Here is an 18708-nt window from a genome sequence, read left to right as displayed (position 1 = left end):
TGCGCCTAGAGACTATCAACAGCAGGTGAGAGTCATGAGTGAGAAAACAGCAGAACTGTGGGCGCGTGCCGAAGACGGCGATGAGTCACCTGCGGAAATCGAGGCAGCACTACAGGAACTCAATCAAAATCTCGACTGGGATCGAGAAACCCTCGCCGCAGAAGCAGTAGATCAGCGAGAATCACTGCCGGCGGACGACTGAGTTTCTGAATGCTGATTTTGGACAGCAACGTTTGGATATACATAGCAACAGCAGACGAACTCCCGGTAGAGATCTATTCCAATACGCTTGGCGAACGTCTATACTTCACTGAAGAGTTCTATGAAGGTCGCCATCAGACCGTGCTGTCTGCGTATATGCTAGAAGAGATTCAGCAGGGACTTCATCGGTCAGACCGGGTGGAGAGCGAGGAGATCGATGACGCGCTCACACTACTTTTCAAGCTTCTCAGTAGCTGTGATGACGTAATCACCACTTTCGACGACGATGAGCTTAACGAGGTTGAGTTGCGAGACGTGCGACAGAAATCACACAATCAGCTGTTGGGACACTTATTAGATATCCAAGCGAAAGACGTCCCTATTCTCTCGCTCGCGTACGAGTACCGATACGAGCGGCCACATATATTGACTGACGATGGTGGTTTTGGTGAGCTATCGCCAGCAGCAGTCGGATTAGAGAACATCACCATCGAAGAGCTCTCACTAACGTGGTAAGTAGGATGGCCTCACCCAGTCGCCTTCGGCAACATTGAAGTCACTGCTCACAGTGGAACATATCAGACAGGTCATCTCATATGGAACATAATTCTCTCTCTCAACAGAAGGCGCAACTCGATAAAGCCGAACGCGAACATCTTGAAGACGTCATCACGGAGATGCGAGATCGGGTCGAAGATAACGTCCGATTCCAACTCACGCAGCAAGGCCTCGACGACAAACCGGATGATGTGGATGCATTAGACGAGGATACAACGTCGCTTGTCGAAGCGATCGAGCTGGAGGCTGTAGACGGTCAATCTTGGAGTGATGGTTTTGAGCAGTATGTTACGAGTGTGGGCTATACAATCGTCAATCGACTGGCCGCCCTCCGCTGTATGGAGGTTCGTGACTTCATCGATGAGGAGGTCACCGTCTTCAAAGACAATGGTCTGACCCCCGCCGCGGAGACGCTCGTCCACGAGAAATTTCTACTCGAAGATGAGGCTATTCTAGAGGCATACCATCGAGCATGCGATACCCTCGCTGAAGAAATCGAGATTCTATTTGATCGCTCGTCAGCATACAGCCTCGTCAATCCTGATGACGATACCTTCGAGGAACTCTGCGAAATGCTTGACTCGGTCCCCGATGAAGTCTGGCGGGCCGACGACGTACTCGGATGGGTCTACGAATACTACAACGTCAAGCTGCTCGACGACCTGCGCCGCAAAGGCGACCGCGAAGGCCTCGACCCTGAGGACGTTCCCGCGGCGAACCAGTTCTATACGCCCCACTGGGTCGTGCGGATGCTCACCGACAACTCGCTCGGAAAGCTCTACCTCGAACACACTGGCGAGTTGCAGGACGTCGTCGAAGCGCAGGAAGCATTCTCCCCGGACGAACGCAAGAATCGACCGCTCTCTCCCGACGAGTCGCCCGAAATTTCCGATTTCTGTACCTATCTCGTTCCCTCGGAGGAAGAGGGTGAGCCGACCGACTTCGAGCACCCGGAGGAGCTTCGCGTCATCGACCCTGCCTGTGGCAGCGGGCACTTTCTGCTGTACGCGTTCGACGTACTGGAGCGCATCTGGCGTGCCGAGACGGACCTCTCTGAGGAGGAGATCCCGCGGAAGATTCTCCAGCACAATCTCTACGGCGTCGACCTGGACATGCGGGCCTGCCAGCTCGCGGCGTTCAATCTGTATCTAAAGGGACGGACCCGCGCAGAGGCGGAAGGTTCTGACGGGTTCGACATGCCCGAGGTTGGTATCGTCTGTGCGGACGCGAAGGTAGCCGACGTCGACGGCGTCGAGGCAGTGTTCGACGAGGTTGCCGGCGACGATCCAAAAGTCGAGGACGCCCTCCGGCGAATCCTCGATGCCTTCGAGGAGGTCCACGGACTCGGAAGCCTGCTCGACGTTCGCGGGACGCTCGGTGACCTTTTCGAGGACGACAGTGATACCGAGGGCGTTCAGATCACACTCGGCGACGATCCGACGGCAGACCACACGCTCGGACAGGTGCTCCACAGTCTCCGGGAGGCTGTCGAAGAACACCGAGACTCGGATTCGTTCCTCGCACAGGACCTTCGGAGCTTCGTCCGGCTACTGGATATTCTGGCACAGGACTACGACGTGGCGCTGATGAACCCGCCGTATGGGTCCCGGAATCGGATGCCGGATACTGTTACATCATATGTGAACGAGCATTATCGATACCGTCCAGAATTTTACATTAATTTCTTCGAGACATGTGAGTCTCTTGTCTCGGATAATGGCCGTATTGGAATGTTGATTCCTCGAACATTCATGTATAAAAGCTCATTCGAGGACTTCAGAACAGATTTTGTCGGTAGTCGGGGTTCCTTTGACTTCTTAGCAGAGTATGGAATCGGAGTTTTGGACAATGCTACAGTTCGGACTGTTGGTAGCGTTGTGAGAATCGGGTCAGACAGTCAACAATCTAACGGGAGTTTCTATAGACTTCATGACATCAAATCTAGCCAGAAAGAGGACCATTTCTTGAGAGCAGCCTTCGAGAATGAGGTCATTGAGGGTGTAAAGAGATCATTTGAGGTTGAGATGGACGAGTTTGGAAGAGTTCCGGGAACCCCAATTAACTACTGGGTACCATCTAATATCAGGGTTCTCTACGAGTCAGATGTGGTATTTGACGCAGAAAACGGAGATATTGATAGAGAAAGCCATGGGACAACGAAACAGGGCCTCATCACTGGAAACAGTGATCGGTTCGTTCGGAGTTTCTGGGAATCTCTTGGTAATGATTGGGTCCCGTTAGCGACAGGCGGTGAAGACGCATGGGTGATTCCCCAAGCGAGTCAAACCGTTCTCTGGGAGGGAGAAGGGAAAGAGATACGAAGGATACAGAATTCTCGTACTAGAACATTTAGTGTTCGCTTTGATCAAGCGCTGGCATACAACAGGATCAAAGAAACGGCGAGACGGTTTGGGCTGCTGAACTCGGATTCCATATTCAGTGACACAGGGATGGTATATGATCCGAATGAGGCTCCGTTTAAGACTTTAGCTTACGGTAATAGCGATATACTAACATATCTTGCTCTGGGTCTCACTATCGGCAGGCACTGGAACACAACGGAAGTTGGAAAATTCCCCTGGCCAACCGAATTGGGGAATAATGACTCGATAGGTGAGCTTGCGAAAGAACAGTTTTCGGCACTAGTTAAGTTAAGAATCCACAATCCTAAGAGCCCGTATTATATCGGACCTTCACTATTGCCTGCCACAGCTGAACTAAGCTCATTTTATGGACATCCGCACGCGGAGAACACACTTGACGCTGTCTCTTCGGATATGTTTAGAGAGCCCAGTATGGACCTTCACCAATCGTCCAGACGGGCTCGGAAAGATGAGTTACAACATAAAAATGAGCTAGAAAAAATTGCCTCTCAGATAGATGATTCCCTGTTCGAAAGCCTATCAATCGGATCAAATACTCAGAAACAGATTCAGCAGGAAATATTCCTTCGAACGGCAGAAAGCCCCGAGGATCGCGAGGTTCCCGACCCAGAGTCGGTCCCAGAAGTACCCCAGAACATCGGCACACAAGTCAAGGACCTTATCCACCATTTCGCAATGGATGCCGTTCGCGAGGAAGCCGACGATATCATCCCGCTCCATAATATCAAAGGTCAAGCCAATATGCTTGATCTCATCGTCAAGCGCTTTGAGCACGCTTACGGTGAATACGCAGACGACCGCCTTGTCGAAGTCGACGAAATCCTCGGAGCCAAGTCGGCTGCAGAAGAGGCATACCCCAACCTACGGGAGTTTGTCGAGAATGACCTATTCGATTACCACCTCAACATGATGGAGAATACGCCTGTTCTTTGGAAGCTCACTACCGAACGCCTTATTGCAGACTCAACGGGGGAGGGCTTCGCTTGCTTCGTCGACTATCACAGTCTTGATGCCAGCATTTTCGATCGGCTTGCTAATCAGTACCTCGAGCCTCGAAAGGCCGAACTCCGGGAACGCCGCAGTGCCGCAAATCGACGCCGGAGCGACGAATCCCTCTCGACGAGTGAGCAGGCGGAAGCCGCCGAGCAGTACGAGCGCTGTGCAAGCGGGCTCAACCAGATCAGCGTCTTCGAAGACGTGCTTCAGGACCTAGGCAGCACAACCGAACGCGACTTCGAGGACGAGGACCGGCAACTCGTCAAGGAACTAGTCCCAAAGGTCGCCACCTTCCGTGAGGAGACCCGGGAACGCGTGGAGACACTGGCCGAACTGCGAGAGCGCAACAGCGAAGAGTGGTTCCAAGACACCTTCTCGGACAACTTCTGGAACGCCGTCGACGAGTGGCGAGAGAAATGGATCGACGCCCTCGGCGAACTCGAACGCGCTTGCGAGGAGTACGCCAGGCCCGCCGACGAGTCCGTCGAGGCACACCTGGCCGATCTGTTCGACTACTTCAACTGGCGACTCAAGGGGTCGGACCACTACTCCAGCACGGGCATCCTCTTCATGACCTACTACTTCGAGCGCGAAGGGGCTGATCTCCTCGACGATGACGGAGAACCGTTCGATACGCTGACCGATGACGAACGCCTACTTGCCTCGCTCGCGACCGGTCTCGACGATCCCTCGGTCGTCGACGAGGAGTTCCTCGAAGCGATAGCCGACGACGAGGATGTCGAGATCGACGACCTCCCGCCGCTAGCGGAGTTCAAGGCATTGGCAGCGGAGATCGACGACCGCTGCCAGACCATCGACAAACGGATTCCCTCGGATTGGACTGACCGTGCGCTCTCAGAGATAACAACCGAAGGGTACCAACCGAATCACAAGCACGGCGTCGAAATCAATATTACACCACTCGCACAGGCCGAAATAGTCCCGAAGACCGTGGAGGATGACGTTCTCTAATCATGCCAGCGACGAAGACACTCCCACGGTGCGCTCACGATGCTATCGAGAGTGCCATCGATGAAGCCGCAGACGAAGAGCCTGTCGTCCTCTGGTGGGACGACGGCGGCTACCTACGCGACATCGTCCGAAACACCAGCAGCCAGCTCGGCTGTGAGTTTCAGGCCGCTGAACAGACACCAATAGAGCTTCGCGCAGATGCACCACGAGACCGAACCGTCTGGTACATTCCACAGGCCAGCAGCGACGACGTTGACTGGTTCAAAGACGTCGAGCACACCGGCGACGTAATCGAACAGCATATCGGAAAGCTCGCAGCCCGCTGCTTCGAGAACGACCGGCTTCAAGCGGCGACGATTCGAACAGCCTACGAGGACGCGGAAGACCAAGAGAAGGTCGCCAAGACGCTCTACGATGAACTCAACGGCGAGGGTGGCCTTCCATCGCTCCAGGGCCTCCAGACGAAGATCGTCCTAGAGGGGCACGACGACCCCGTCCAGTTCGTCCTCGAACACGGCACGGAGAATCTCCCCAAGGGTGATGATCTGATTGAGATTCGTGATCTCCTGGTCGACAACGGCGTGGCTGCCGTCGACGGCGTGAGCGACGCCCAGACTATCGTCGAACGAACGCGCCGCTGGGCCGTCGCAGAGTGGCTCGTCGACGAAGGGCTGGACAAATCCCGACTCCCCCAGGAGTACCAGCCCGAAGCCAGCAGTGGGTTCGGCGTCTCCAGACCGGAACTCCGCTCCGTCCTGAGCAAGACCGAACGTAAGCAGGAACTGGCTCGCGTCTATCTCGACCCCGAGCAGCGGTTCTGGCACAACGTCCTTCACACTTACGACGATCCGTGGGACTTCGTTGATTGTCCCGTCGACGCCTCGCTCGAACACCGTCTCTGGGATGAGTGGACGCAGTCGTTCCATGCCGGCGACTACGAGGAGTGTGCAACCCAGGCAGAACAACGCTACGAGCGCCTCAACGCGACCTACGGCGACGTTTCGTGGACGCAACTCTGGGACCAGGCCATCGACATCGCGACGCTCGCGAACGAACTCGAAACCTGGGAAGAAACCGGTGATACTGGTGATGTCGTCGAGCTGTACGGGGACGTAGAGGACGGAACGTGGCAGATCGACAACGCCGTGTTCAACCTCGTTATCTCCGGCGAACCGGAAACCGCGCTTCCAGAGGAGCACCCGGCGACGGCGACACTCGAAGGCCTCCGCTCGTCGCTGGTCGAATCCAGATACCTGGAGTACCTCACCGATCTCGGTGACCTCGTCGAAGACCAAATTGAAGCCGGTTCGCCGTTCGTCGGTGAGAACCATGCCCACCAGTTCTTCGCCGAGGAGCAGGAACACCTCCAGAGCGGCCAGAGCGTCGCGCTGTTCATCGTCGACGCCCTACGCTTCGACCTCGCCCACGAACTCGCAGAGTCCATTCGGAGCGAACTTCCCCAGCTCGAAGTTGACGAGAGCAAGTGGGTGGGAACCCTTCCCTCCGACACCGAGTTTGGGAAGGCCGCACTCACCCCCGGCAGCAAGTTCAGCTTCAACATCGAACTGCAGGACGGCGAACTCGTTCCCGAGCGAAATGGACGGAAGATTACACCTTATCGTCGGGAGACGCTCCTCGAGAACGACGGCTGGAGCTACATCATGCAGGATGCCGAGGACGAAGTCGGCTGGGGGCAGTCCCGTGTTGCCTACTACTGGAATGACATTGACGAGACTGGCGAGAAGGAGCTTACGGACTTCGAGGAACTGTTCAGCGAGCGGATTGACGCTATCTCCCAGATCATCTGTGAGAAGGTCGGGAACGGTGGGTTTGACCGGGCGTACATCCTCGCAGATCACGGTTTCGTCTCACTTCCACGGCACGTGGACATCGACGACCTGCATCCACCGGACGGGGGCGAGAAAGTGACCCGTCGGTGGGTCTCCGGTGCAGGCCTCGACGGCGATTCACCTGGTGTGTTGTTGGACGAAGACACACACCTAGGCTACCTCGACAACGATACTAGAATCAGCATCCTGACCGACCCGATCCAACGGTTCAGGAACCAAGGGCTCCCAGACGCTCGTTTCTACCATGGAGGCATCCTCCCACAAGAGTTCGTCCTGAACTTCGTCACAATTACCCAAGAATAGCGCCGTCGGGCGATTTCGCCAAGATTGATATGGCTGTATGATATGTTAGTAGTTATTCACTGATTCCATGTCTGATATTTCCTCTCCACAGCAGAAAGCCCAACTCGATAAGGCCGAACGCGAACATCTCGAAGATATTGTCACGGAAATGCGAGACCGCGTTGAGGACAATATTCGGTTCCGACTCACACAGCAAGATCTTGACGAGAAACCGGATGACACGGACGCACTAGACGAAGAGATGGCGTCTCTTGTCGAAGCTATAGAATTAGAAGCTGTCGACAGTCAATCGTGGAACGACGCGTTCGAGCAGTACGTGATGAGCGTCGGCTATACGATCGTCAATCGGTTGGCTGCCCTGCGCTGTATGGAGGTTCGCGACTTCATCGACGAGGAGGTTACGGTATTCAAAGACAATGGCTTGACCCCCGCAGCCGAGACGCTCGTCCATGAAGAGTTCCTACTCGAAGACGAAGCTATTCTGGAGGCGTACTATCAGAAGTGTGACAGCCTCGCTGAAGAGATAGAGATTCTCTTCGACCGTTCGACTGCGTACAGCCTTATAGACCCTGACGACGATACCTTTGAGGAACTCTGTGGGCTGCTCGATAAGGTGTCCGATGAAGTCTGGCGAGCCGATGACGTACTCGGTTGGGTCTACGAGTACTACAATGTCAAGCTCCTTGATGATCTCCGACGGAAGGGTGATCGCGAAGGTTTAGAACCCAAGGACGTACCGCCAGCAAATCAGTTTTACACCCCTCATTGGGTCGTCAGGATGCTTACCGACAACTCACTTGGAAAGCTCTATCTCGAAGACAAGGGGACGTTACAGGAGACGGTCGACGCGCAAAGTAAACTAACTTCCGACGAGCGAAAGAACCGTCCACTCTCCTTCGCCGAATCTCCGGATATTGCTGACTTCTGCACTTATCTCGTACCCTCCGAAGAGGGAGGTGAACCGACGGACTTCGATCATCCAAAAGAACTCCGCGTTATCGATCCAGCATGTGGGAGTGGGCATTTCCTGCTGTACGCGTTCGATGTGTTGGAGCGAATCTGGCGTGCCGAGACCAACCTCGACCCTGCTGCGATTCCGTGCAAAATTCTGCGGCACAACCTCTATGGCGTCGACCTGGATATGCGGGCTTGTCAACTCGCGGCGTTCAATCTCTATTTAAAGGGGCGTAATCATGCTGAATCAGAAGGTGCCAACGATTTCGATATGCCCAATGTCGGCATCGTCTGTGCTGACGCGAGGGTAGCCGACGTCGAAGGTGTTGAAGAAGTATTCGACGAAGTGGCCGATGGCAAATCTGACGTAAAGGACGCACTTCGGCGGATTCTCAACGCGTTCGAGGAGGTCCATGGATTGGGAAGTTTGCTAGACGTACGTGGAACGCTCAGTGACCTATTCGAGGACGAGGTCAGCGATGGAAGTGTTCAGATCACCCTCGATGATGACCCACGGGAGGATTATACTCCTAGACAGATTCTTCGCAATCTGCGTGAAGCTGTAGAGAAACACCGGGACACAGACTCATTTTTGGCACAGGACTTGCGGAGCTTTGTGCGTCTGATTGACATTCTAACGCAAGACTATGACGTGGCGCTGATGAATCCACCCTATGGCTCGCAGAACCGAATGCCAACTTCTGTACAAAGATATGTGGAGGACCACTACAAGTACAAACCAGAGTTCTATATTAATTTCTTTGAGGTCTGTGACAACATTACTAAAGACAATAGTAGAATTGGTATGTTGGTTCCGAGAACATTTATGTTCAAGCGAAGCTACCGAGAATTTCGGAGTGATTTTATCGGCAGTAAAGGAGGGTTCGACTTTCTCTCGGAATTCGGCCTTGGCGTACTTGACAACGCGACAGTCAGAACCGTAGGTACTGTTGTAAAATCCGGCTCGAGCTGGAATCAGACTGGTTCATTTATTCGTCTCCATGATATCTCCGCTGATTCGAAAGAAACAAAATTTCGGTCAACGCTTTCAGATGAAACTTCGGATGATATAACCCGAATGTTTCATGTTAATGTAGAAGCCTTTAATCAAGTACCGTGGTCTCCACTGAGCTATTACATTCCAGCTGAAATCCGGTCTCTGCATTCCTCGGAGTCGAAATTAGATCCAGAGGCTGCGGGGATCTCAGCTACAAGTATAGCAAATGCTGTACAAGGAATGTCGACGGGAAATAACGATCGTTTTGTCCGAAATCATTGGGAAACAACTTCAGAATCATTTATACCCTTTGCAAAGGGTGGATCGTCATCCTGGATTCTTCCACGGGTAAGTAAATCTCTCAACTGGAATGGAGAAGGAGATGAGATTCGTCGCCAGTCGAGTTCTGTGATGAGAAACGAGTCGCTGTATCTGCGGTCTGGCCTTACCTGGACGAACATCAAAGCAACTGGGAGACGATTTGGATATCTCCCACCTGGAGCAGTGTTTGATCAGAAGGGTCCCCTATTAGTGAGTGAGGAGATATCAAATTGGGATCTACTTGCTGTGATCAATTCAGATGTCTACCATGGGCTGCTGTTGTCACTAACTCCTGAGCGAACGTGGGGACAAGGAGATGTGGGGCGATTACCTTGGCACAATCAACTGCAAGATGATGGAATACTTGGGGAAATGGCAAAGGAGCAGTATACTGCTCTGCTTAATCTGGCAATCACAGACCCCCTTAGTCCGTATTACATTGCTCCATGCTTAGTCCCAGAGAGATACAGAGATCAGTTCTTCTATTGCGACAACGATCTGTTGGATAACGACAAACGGATTTCAGATCTACCATCTGTCTCGGGTCAACAGTCCGAGTCGGTTTGCGAACGGGCACGAGCGGCAGAGGAAGAACGCAGGAGGATTAATCGCGAAGTTGAAGCCCTTGCTGAAAATATTGATCAGCGTATTTGCAGGATACTCAATATTCCTGAAAGGAACTACGAACAGATCCGCCAAGAGATCTTCCTACGAACTGCTGAATCACCCAAAGATCGCAAGGTTCCCGATCCTGAATCTGTCCCAGAAATGCCCGATAATATTGAGAAACAGGTCAAAGACCTTATCCACCATTTTGCAATGGAGGCCGTTCGCGAAGAGAGCGACGGCATCATACCCTGCTACGAAGTAGACGGCCAAGCCAATATGTTCGACCGTATCGTCGAGCAATTTGAGAACGCCTACGACGAGTATGCAGGGGACCGTCTCATCGAAGTCGACGAGATTCTCGGGAACAAGTCGGCCGACGATGAGGCCTACCCCAACCTTCGGACATTTGTCGAGAATGACTTGTTTGCTTATCACGCCGCTCGTATGGAGAACACGCCCATCATCTGGAAACTTACGACGGAGCGACTCATCGCTGACTCAGCGGGAGAGATATTTGCATGCTTCCTCGACTATCACCAGATCGATGCTGGGACATTTGACCGCCTGAGCAATACTTATCTCGAACCGCGGAAGGCCGAACTTCGGGAACGACGGTCTGCTGCGAATCGCCGACGGAGCGACGAGTCGTTACCAACGAGCGAGCAAGCCAAAGCTGCCAAGACCTACGACCAATGTGCGAGCGGACTCGAACAAATAGCGGTCTTCGAAGAACAGCTGCAGGCGCTTGGCGACACAAGCAAGCGAGATTTCGCCGATGAGTATCAAGACCTCGCGTCAATGCTCGAACTGAAGGTCCGTCGCTTTCGGAAAGATACCGAGAATCGCCTCGATGCGTTAATAGAATTGCGAGAAATGAAAGAGGACGACTGGTTCGAGGACACGTTCTCTCCGAGCTTTTGGGAAAAAGTCGATGAGTGGCGCGGCGAATGGATAGACGCGTTAGAAACACTCGAAGACGCCTGCGTTGCGTACTCGAAGCCGACCAACCAGCCTGTCGAAGCGCACCTCGCTGACCTCTTTGACTACTTCAATTCGCGATTGAAGGGCTCTGACCACTACTCCAGTACGGGTATCCTCTTCATGACATATTACTTTGAGAGTGCTGGTTCGGACTTTGTTGACGCAGACGGAGAACCCAAAGATGGTCTCAAAGACGAGGACGCGAAGCGACTCGCCACACTCGCGACTCGGCTCGAGGAGTACAAGGATCTAGCAGATGAAATCAAAAACGACTGCGAGACACTCGCTACCGCTACCCCTTCAGATTGGGCAGATCGAGCGCTTTCTGAGGTTACCACAGCCGGTTACCAGCCGAACCATAAGCACGGCGTCGAGATTAATATCACACCGCTTGCACAGGCCGAGATCGTTCCGAAGACAGTTGATGACGACGTCCTCTAACGATGATAGATGACCTCGAACCCGGAGACTCGATTCTCCTCAACGATCAGCCCGCCGAGGTCATCAAGACGTATTCCGTCGGCGATCTCGACTATCTCAGGGCCTACCTCGAGAACGTGGGTGTGAAGACAGTTTGTATTGACGACGTGAATATCGAGTCGAAGCGGGAACAACTCGGAGCACTCGATACCGCAACTGCTGGGCAACTGCATCCGAATCACGACGCTGTCTCAGCGGAGTGGTTCGATCTTCGCTCGCAAGCCCTCCAGCTTCAGATTGCTCACGAACAGGGACAGCTGCTCAGCATTTCGAACTCGCTGGTTCGCCTGGAGCCGTATCAACTGGCCTGTGTTAACTGGGTAATGCAAAAGCTCCGTCAACGAGCGCTTATCGCCGACGACGTCGGGTTGGGGAAGACGATCGAGGCGGGACTTATCCTCAAAGAACTCACTGCACGAGATAGAGCAGATCGGGTGCTGTTCGTCGTCCCCGCCCATCTTCAGAAGAAGTGGATCCGGGATATGGACCGTTTCTTCGATATCTCACTGACGCCTGGAGACCGACAGTGGGTCGAGGGCGAGCGCCGTCGGCTTGGTGAGGAGGCGAACATCTGGAACCAAGACCACCAGCAGATGGTCACGAGCATGGCGTTTCTGCGTCAAGAAGAGTTCCGCGACGAACTCGACAATGCGTTCTGGGACGTTGTCGTTGTCGACGAAGCGCACAAGGCAGCCAAGCGCGGCGAGTCTCCGAGTAAGACCTCGAAGATGGTCGAATGCGTCGCCGACAATTCTGACTCACTACTGCTACTCAGTGCAACACCACACGACGGCAAGGGAGACGCCTTTCGCTCCCTCGTGGAATATATCGATCCGTTCCTTGTCTCGGAGGATCAGGAACTCTCGAAAGAGGCCGTCGACCGCGTGATGATGCGTCGCGGCAAGCAAACGATCTACGACGACAACGGTGAACGGATTTTCCCCAATCGCGAAGTTGGGACGATTCCTGTCGAGCGGACACACGAAGAGCGACAATTCTACCAGGCAGTCACTGAGTACGTCAAACACGTCTACAATCGCTCAGAGCAACTCAACGAGCCCGCAGTCGGCTTTGCGATGGCCCTGATGCAAAAGCGTCTTGTGAGTAGTATTGGCGCGATCCAAGCAACACTCAGTCGCCGGCTGGCAAACTTGGTCGACCAGCAATCCACTACAACCTCGCTCTCCGAAGCGGCCTCGGCGTACCTCGAAGGTGAGGACCTCGACGAGGATGACAAGCGAAAGGCCGAGGGTGAACTTGCAGGGCTCACCATCACCGAGAGTGACGCCCAACTCGAAGAGGAAATCGAAACGCTCCGTGACCTCGTCTCCCTCGCTGAAGGAATCCCAGTCGATTCGAAGGCCCAGAAAGTCCGTCGCTACATCCAGCAACTACTCGAAGAGAACCCAAACGAGAAGGTGTTGCTCTTTACCGAGTACCGGGATACGCTCGACTATATTCTTGAATTGGTGAAAGACGAACCGTGGGCCGACGAGATTCTGACTATCCACGGTGACGTCGACAAAGAGGACCGGGCGAAGATCGAAGACGAGTTCAACCACGGACAGTCTCGACTACTCTTCGCGACGGATGCAGCAAGCGAAGGGATCGACCTACAGCACAGCTGCCACATCATGGTCAACTACGAACTGCCGTGGAATCCTAACCGGCTCGAACAGCGAATCGGTCGCCTCCACCGGTATGGCCAAGATAAAGAAGTGAAGGTGTGGAACTTCACGTTCGAGGACACTCGCGAAGGTGAGATCTTCGAGATGCTCCAGGACAAAGTCGAGAACATTCGCGGGAAGCTCGGAAATACTGCTGACGTCCTCGGGATGCTCGATGACATTAATGTGGACTCGCTCATCATGGAGTCCATTCGGAATGATGAACCGGCGAGTGCGACAAAAGAGGAGCTCGAAGAACTTATCGACGACCGACAGCGGACGCTTGCAGAGTGGTACGAACGCAGTCTCATTGATACGAGTACGTTCGATCAGGAGAGCCGGGAGAAGATTCAAGAAGTGATGGACCAATCCGAGGATGTCTACGGCAGCGAGGCTGACATCCGAGAATTCTTCGAGCTCGGCGTTAGGGCACTCGGTGGCGATGTCGAGAAAGCTGGGGCCAATCTGTTCCGTGCTGAGTTACCTGAGAAGCTTCGTCGAACTGCTGATGATGAGTCCTATGGGCCGTTCACATTCAACCGTGAGTTTGCGATGGATCACGACGATATCGAATATATCTCCCCCGACGCACGGCTGGTCCAAGAGTTGATGCAGTGTGTCCTCGACGGCGAACAGGGTGCGGTTGGTCTCAAGATGCTCCCGTTCGTCGATAATCCAGGAATTACCTACAACTACCGAGTTCGGTTCGAGGATGGTACCGGCGAAGTAATTCGGGAAGAGATTCTTCCGGTCTTCGTCGATGCAGCACACAAAGATCCACAGGAACGCCTCGGACAGCGAGTCATCGATGGGGACAGTATCAAAGGGTCACCTGACGAAGAACCAATTCGAGTGTTGTTGGAAAACGAGGGTGAAATACGCTCTTCCGCCGACCGATACCTTAGTCAGCGGGTCGCCTCACGCCGCGATGAAGTGCAAGTGCGGCGGCAGGAAGAAACGCAACAAGAACTCGCAGACCTCGAAGCCTACGCTGACTCCGAGCGAGAACGGATTGAGACGTTCATCGCTGAGTACGAGCGGAGAGCGGAAGCAGGGACTGATATGGACATCGCTATTCGAAAGCAACAGGATCGATTGGGAAAGTTGGAGGATAGAATCGAGGACCGTCGAGGTGAGCTCCAGCGGAAGTCACAAGTGATCTCCTTAGCCCCGGAGATTGAGAGCCTTTGTCTGACGCTGCCAATATAATTTATATCATTTCGGTATTAGGACCTCTAAGTAGGAAAATATTTAACGATCACTCCTTAGAGGTGGTTACCTCGGGTACAGGCTATGTATTTGTGACTAGAAGTTACTCTCGGGTTCGATGATTGTAGCTAAAAAGCTGTAGCAAGAGTACGACGGTATCACAGTATTTGATGTACACAAAAATGCATAAAAATATATGTATAATGTATACAGATACGAGATACAGTTTAGATCAACGATCTCATTTCAGGTTAAGTATTAATATTCTACTTGTATATGGTGCTAATATGGGTAAAAAAGGTAACTTAGAAGTCCCAGCCTCAGACCGCGTTTTCGACGTACTGGGTAACAATGACTATAATGACGTAGATTTGATATCAGAGCTTATTGATAATGCTGTCGCAGCTCGAGTTAACGATCAGGAGATACACATACAAATTGAGATCGGTCTTTCGAATGAAAACCCGGATGAATCCTATTTTTCAATTCGAGATGATGCATCTGGGATCGCTCACTCGAGCCTTCCAAATGCAATCTCACCGGCGGGTACTACCTCCGAATCTGACCATCCTTTAAATGAACATGGACTTGGAATGAAGCAAGCAATCTCAGCTGCTGGTGAACTTGCGTATTTGAAAACTAAGCATACGGATGAAGATTCCGCCACGGTAATTGAAGAATTTTCGTATGGAGAGATTCCTCATGAGACGGAAGACGTGGACTGGGATCATGGTACTGAGATCAGAATTAGAGATTTGAATGAAATCCTTCAAGAAAGTGCTCAAGTGTATGACTGTCGTATTAAATCTTATCTTGGTGCCCGATACCGCCGACTAATAGGGAAGCCAGAAGACAATCTAAAAATCGAAATTAAGCACAAAAATCTCGATAAGGGCGAAACGCGGAAAATCAATCCAGATGATGTAAGGCCCATCTATTTTCACCCAAGCACAAGAGTAAATGATCCTGTGGTCCATAAGGAGATATTTGAAGGTACAGAGGGAGATGGCTGGAAAGTAAAGCTAACATTTGGGTATGCACCCGAAGACGATGCAGAGTACGAAAGCCTCGGAATAAATCCTCCGAAGAATTATGAACCATACTATAGAGGATTATCAAATCAAGGATTAGATCTCATACAGCACGATAGGGTTATCCAATTTCACCAGCTTGAGGAAATAAATATTGTGAATACCACTCACCCACAATACAATAGAATTCGCGGAGAGATCGACCTCATAGATGGATTTTCGACAGCGATTACTAAGAATAGAATTATTGGTGGCACCGAATTTGAGGCTATGTTAAATAAGATACGGGATTTTTTACACTCTAATGACTATTTGGAAGAAGAAAGCATTCCTGGGCAAATACCAGAACCGTGTCTCAGAGATAGACTATCTAATTTGTTGGAAAAACCACCCTACAGCTGTAAAGATGTGGAGACAGAATACGTCGTTGGTGGGCTGGAAGGATTCATCGATATTTTATCAGATGGGGAAGCATGGGAATTAAAAGTAAACCAGGCAAGTGGACTTGACGTATATCAGCTATTCGCATATATGGACATGGGTAACATTGATAAGGGACATTTAGTAGCGGATGGAATTACAACGGGTGCTTCAGAAGCAATAAAGCACATAGAAGATAACCATGGGAAGACGATTGAATCCGTTGATCGATTTGACTTAGCTATTAATCAAAGTATGACTGACAAGGAACTCGCGAAATATGTTTGAAACCACATATTATAGCACACACCCTATATCGTACTGAAAAGATATTCGACCCCTGTATACAAAAGTTTCATCCCATTGACTTCAAACTTCTTGGCTCAAGTTCCTCAGTCGTATTTTCTCTGCTTGGGAATGACACCACGAACACCGCCGGTTGGATCCGGTATATCTCCCTCATAGCGAGGGATAATGTGCCAGTGAAGATGTGGAATAGTCTGGCCTGCCTCTGGTCCATCGTTGATCCCAATATTCATCGCATCGGGCTCATAACGACTGTTTACCTCTTCAATGGCTTCGCTGAGAAAAGAGTTGAGAGCCTCCCAGTTACTCTCTTGAAGATATTGAATGTGCTCTGTGGGAAAAACCAGGGCATGGCCTTCGTTGACGGGATACTTATCGAGAATGCACAGGTAGCCTTCTGACTCGAGCAACACGGTCGCGCTTTGCTTGTCGGCGACGACTTCGCAAAATACACAGTCGCACGAAGAATCATCCATACGGGTATTTGAGGATAGAACGATTGAAATAATATCGATTCCAGAGTTTCTGGACGAACAGATGGACGCAGATTTCAGAGGGAGTACTGCCGAATGACTGATAGCCACTGGACGCCTGCAATAGAGACACTTCTTGACGATTCCGCTGGTGTATACGGTCCGCAGTCGTTTCGAGACTACATTACAGAAATCGGCCGAGATCCACGTGATTTCCGGACCGCTGCTGAAATCTCAATCGACAGGAAACGGGAGTTGGCCGACGAGTTGCGCCAGAACGATACCATGGTCCTTCGGCTCGGAAGTGCACCCGATGGTACGGGAACTCAATTCGGCTTAGTCAGAGTTGAAGGAGGGCTGGACGACTTCTTTATCGAGGAAACTGCCTTCCCATCGAAGCAGCGAACTGAAATCAACCTGCAGCCGGACAGTGAAGACGTACAGGAGTACGACCAGCAAACACAAGATATGCTGGAGGCGTATCGATACTTACCACGATTTTCGGAGTCGTCCTTAGTCAACCTTTCATTGACAACTGGACTCTTGAGCCAGGCTCTGGATTTAGACGTCGAGTCAGTCGGTACAGCCCCAGTTACAGTCGCATCAACTTTTGATTTCAGCTTTCGGCCACACATGACACAGCCGACGACGCTGCCCCATAACAATGGGCAGGTCGAGATCGATGCCTGCTTCGTAAGTCGTCGCAACGGTGAGCGAGTGTTAGTCGTGCTTGAGGCGAAGACTGGCCCAAAGCGATCACTCGCCAAGCACAAACTCTTCTATCCGCTCATGAGCGTGCAATCCGAAGCTAGCGATTCGCATCTGGATATGATTCCGGTATACCTCCGAGCACGACGACAGGGCGATAGCGTCACCTACGATATCTATGAATGTTCTCCATTTGATGTCGGGCGGTCAGAACAGTGTCTGAGCGACATCAATGTTGAATCGCATAGCCAGTATCGAGTTCGATTTTACTGACCATCACGCGGAGTTTCACTGATGATCGCTTAGCGCTCAAAATACGCTGCACAATTCACAAATTATCCGTCCATATTAGCAGCAGAAACGCTGCAACACCACCAAGTATCGCCTCTGTTTCTCCGTATTGAGACCCCAGTAGATAGCCCATCATCACGACTGCAACCACGAAGATTATGGATGGCCCACTGCCTGTACTTTTGAACCGGCCTTTGGAATCTCTTGGAGGGAGATTCTTATCACCACCATCCGGTCGAAGTCGATCCGTGCTCTCTACCTCACTACCAACTGCACGAATTAGTCTTAGTGCCCATGCTTGAAGAGCGATAATTACCGTAGCGAGAATCGCCAGGCCGGTATTTGATGTAAGGAAATTCGAGACATCACCGACTATTGCAGGTAGTATCCGTTCTATTTCATCCGCAAACAGAATTTGGAAGAGGACTGTGGATATCGTCCCAAATATACCAATCTTCAGTCGATGTATTTCATAGACTTCCCTAATACCGTTCCATATCCCTCTCAAATGCTGAGTGATTCCCTCAGAAGCCGGTGTTGGTTCCACCTTCTGGGAGACAGTAGGGTCCTCTCCATCTGGTTCTTGCGACATATATTGTCTCATATCAGTAGAGTACTATGATTAGTTTTTATTGGTTCAGGAATTATGGACAGGTATCTGGGTACAGAATAATCGATACACTGTCTGCTGCAGACCTCGATGACTTTCGCTGCCATGAAAATCTAGTCGATAGTGCGTTGGAAGCGTATTGCCTAATGGTAGTGTCGTAGATAGTACCTCAACACTCGCCAGCCCGATCGCCAAAGAACGTACCAAAACCACCGCTACTGGCTATAATCCTTTCTCTAATTCTGAACTAAGGAGACAAGGTTATTATACAGAGTGCTGACGGGAAAGATGAACCGTTATGGCTGTGGCAATGGCGCGATTCTACGACGTCGTATATCCCAGCGATCTCCCAGATACATTTGACGCTTCCCAGAGATGCCAGCATGA

The 18708-nt window shown here is 51.8% G+C and carries 10 protein-coding genes; 8 read left to right on the top strand and 2 right to left on the bottom strand.

The annotated features are described in order from the left end of the window. Positions 1-34: 34 nt before the first annotated feature. The 7 genes from E4S61_RS25495 to E4S61_RS15360 all read left to right on the top strand — a co-directional run bounded on the left by E4S61_RS25495 (position 35) and on the right by E4S61_RS15360 (position 16221). Positions 35-202, top strand: a complete 168-nt coding sequence (locus tag E4S61_RS25495; protein ID WP_167768527.1) for a hypothetical protein — start codon at positions 35-37, stop codon at positions 200-202. Between the two features lie 8 nt (positions 203-210). Then, positions 211-717 (top strand): hypothetical protein, encoded by a 507-nt coding sequence (locus tag E4S61_RS15385; RefSeq protein ID WP_135304846.1) that lies wholly within the window; start codon positions 211-213, stop codon positions 715-717. 80 nt (positions 718-797) lie between these two features. After that, the gene (pglX, locus tag E4S61_RS15380) at positions 798-5111 is read left to right on the top strand and encodes a BREX-5 system adenine-specific DNA-methyltransferase PglX (RefSeq protein ID WP_135304845.1); all 4314 of its coding nucleotides are present in this window, start codon (positions 798-800) and stop codon (positions 5109-5111) included. A 2-nt stretch (positions 5112-5113) separates the two neighbouring features. Continuing rightward, a complete protein-coding gene (pglZ, locus tag E4S61_RS15375; protein ID WP_135304844.1) occupies positions 5114-7264 on the top strand; it encodes a BREX-5 system phosphatase PglZ in 2151 nt (716 codons plus the stop codon). Positions 7265-7331: 67 nt separating this feature from the next. Next, positions 7332-11567 carry a BREX-5 system adenine-specific DNA-methyltransferase PglX gene (gene pglX, locus E4S61_RS15370; RefSeq protein ID WP_135304843.1) on the top strand — a complete coding sequence of 1412 codons (4236 nt, stop codon included), beginning with the start codon at positions 7332-7334 and terminating at the stop codon, positions 11565-11567. Between the two features lie 2 nt (positions 11568-11569). Continuing rightward, positions 11570-14482, top strand: a complete 2913-nt coding sequence (locus E4S61_RS15365) for a helicase-related protein (protein WP_209309515.1) — start codon at positions 11570-11572, stop codon at positions 14480-14482. A 287-nt stretch (positions 14483-14769) separates the two neighbouring features. After that, positions 14770-16221, top strand: a complete 1452-nt coding sequence (locus E4S61_RS15360) for an ATP-binding protein (RefSeq protein WP_167768526.1) — start codon at positions 14770-14772, stop codon at positions 16219-16221. Positions 16222-16325: 104 nt separating this feature from the next. On the opposite strand, the gene E4S61_RS15355 is transcribed toward E4S61_RS15360, so the two are convergent. After that, the gene (locus E4S61_RS15355) at positions 16326-16715 is read right to left on the bottom strand and encodes an HIT family protein (protein WP_135304841.1); all 390 of its coding nucleotides are present in this window, start codon (positions 16713-16715) and stop codon (positions 16326-16328) included. Between the two features lie 93 nt (positions 16716-16808). Here E4S61_RS15355 and E4S61_RS15350 point away from each other — a divergent pair, with 93 nt between their 5' ends. Continuing rightward, complete coding sequence (locus tag E4S61_RS15350; protein ID WP_135304840.1) at positions 16809-17693, top strand: DUF6997 domain-containing protein; 885 nt, start codon at positions 16809-16811, stop codon at positions 17691-17693. 55 nt (positions 17694-17748) lie between these two features. Here E4S61_RS15350 and E4S61_RS15345 read toward each other — a convergent pair whose 3' ends face one another. Next, complete coding sequence (locus E4S61_RS15345; protein WP_135304839.1) at positions 17749-18303, bottom strand: hypothetical protein; 555 nt, start codon at positions 18301-18303, stop codon at positions 17749-17751. Between the last annotated feature and the right edge of the window lie 405 nt (positions 18304-18708).

It is taken from the genome of Haloarcula amylovorans (genome assembly GCF_004681185.1).
Lineage (GTDB): Archaea > Halobacteriota > Halobacteria > Halobacteriales > Haloarculaceae > Haloarcula > Haloarcula amylovorans.
The sequence above is the reverse complement of the archived record's forward strand: the minus strand, read 5'-3'. Positions and strand labels throughout refer to the sequence as shown.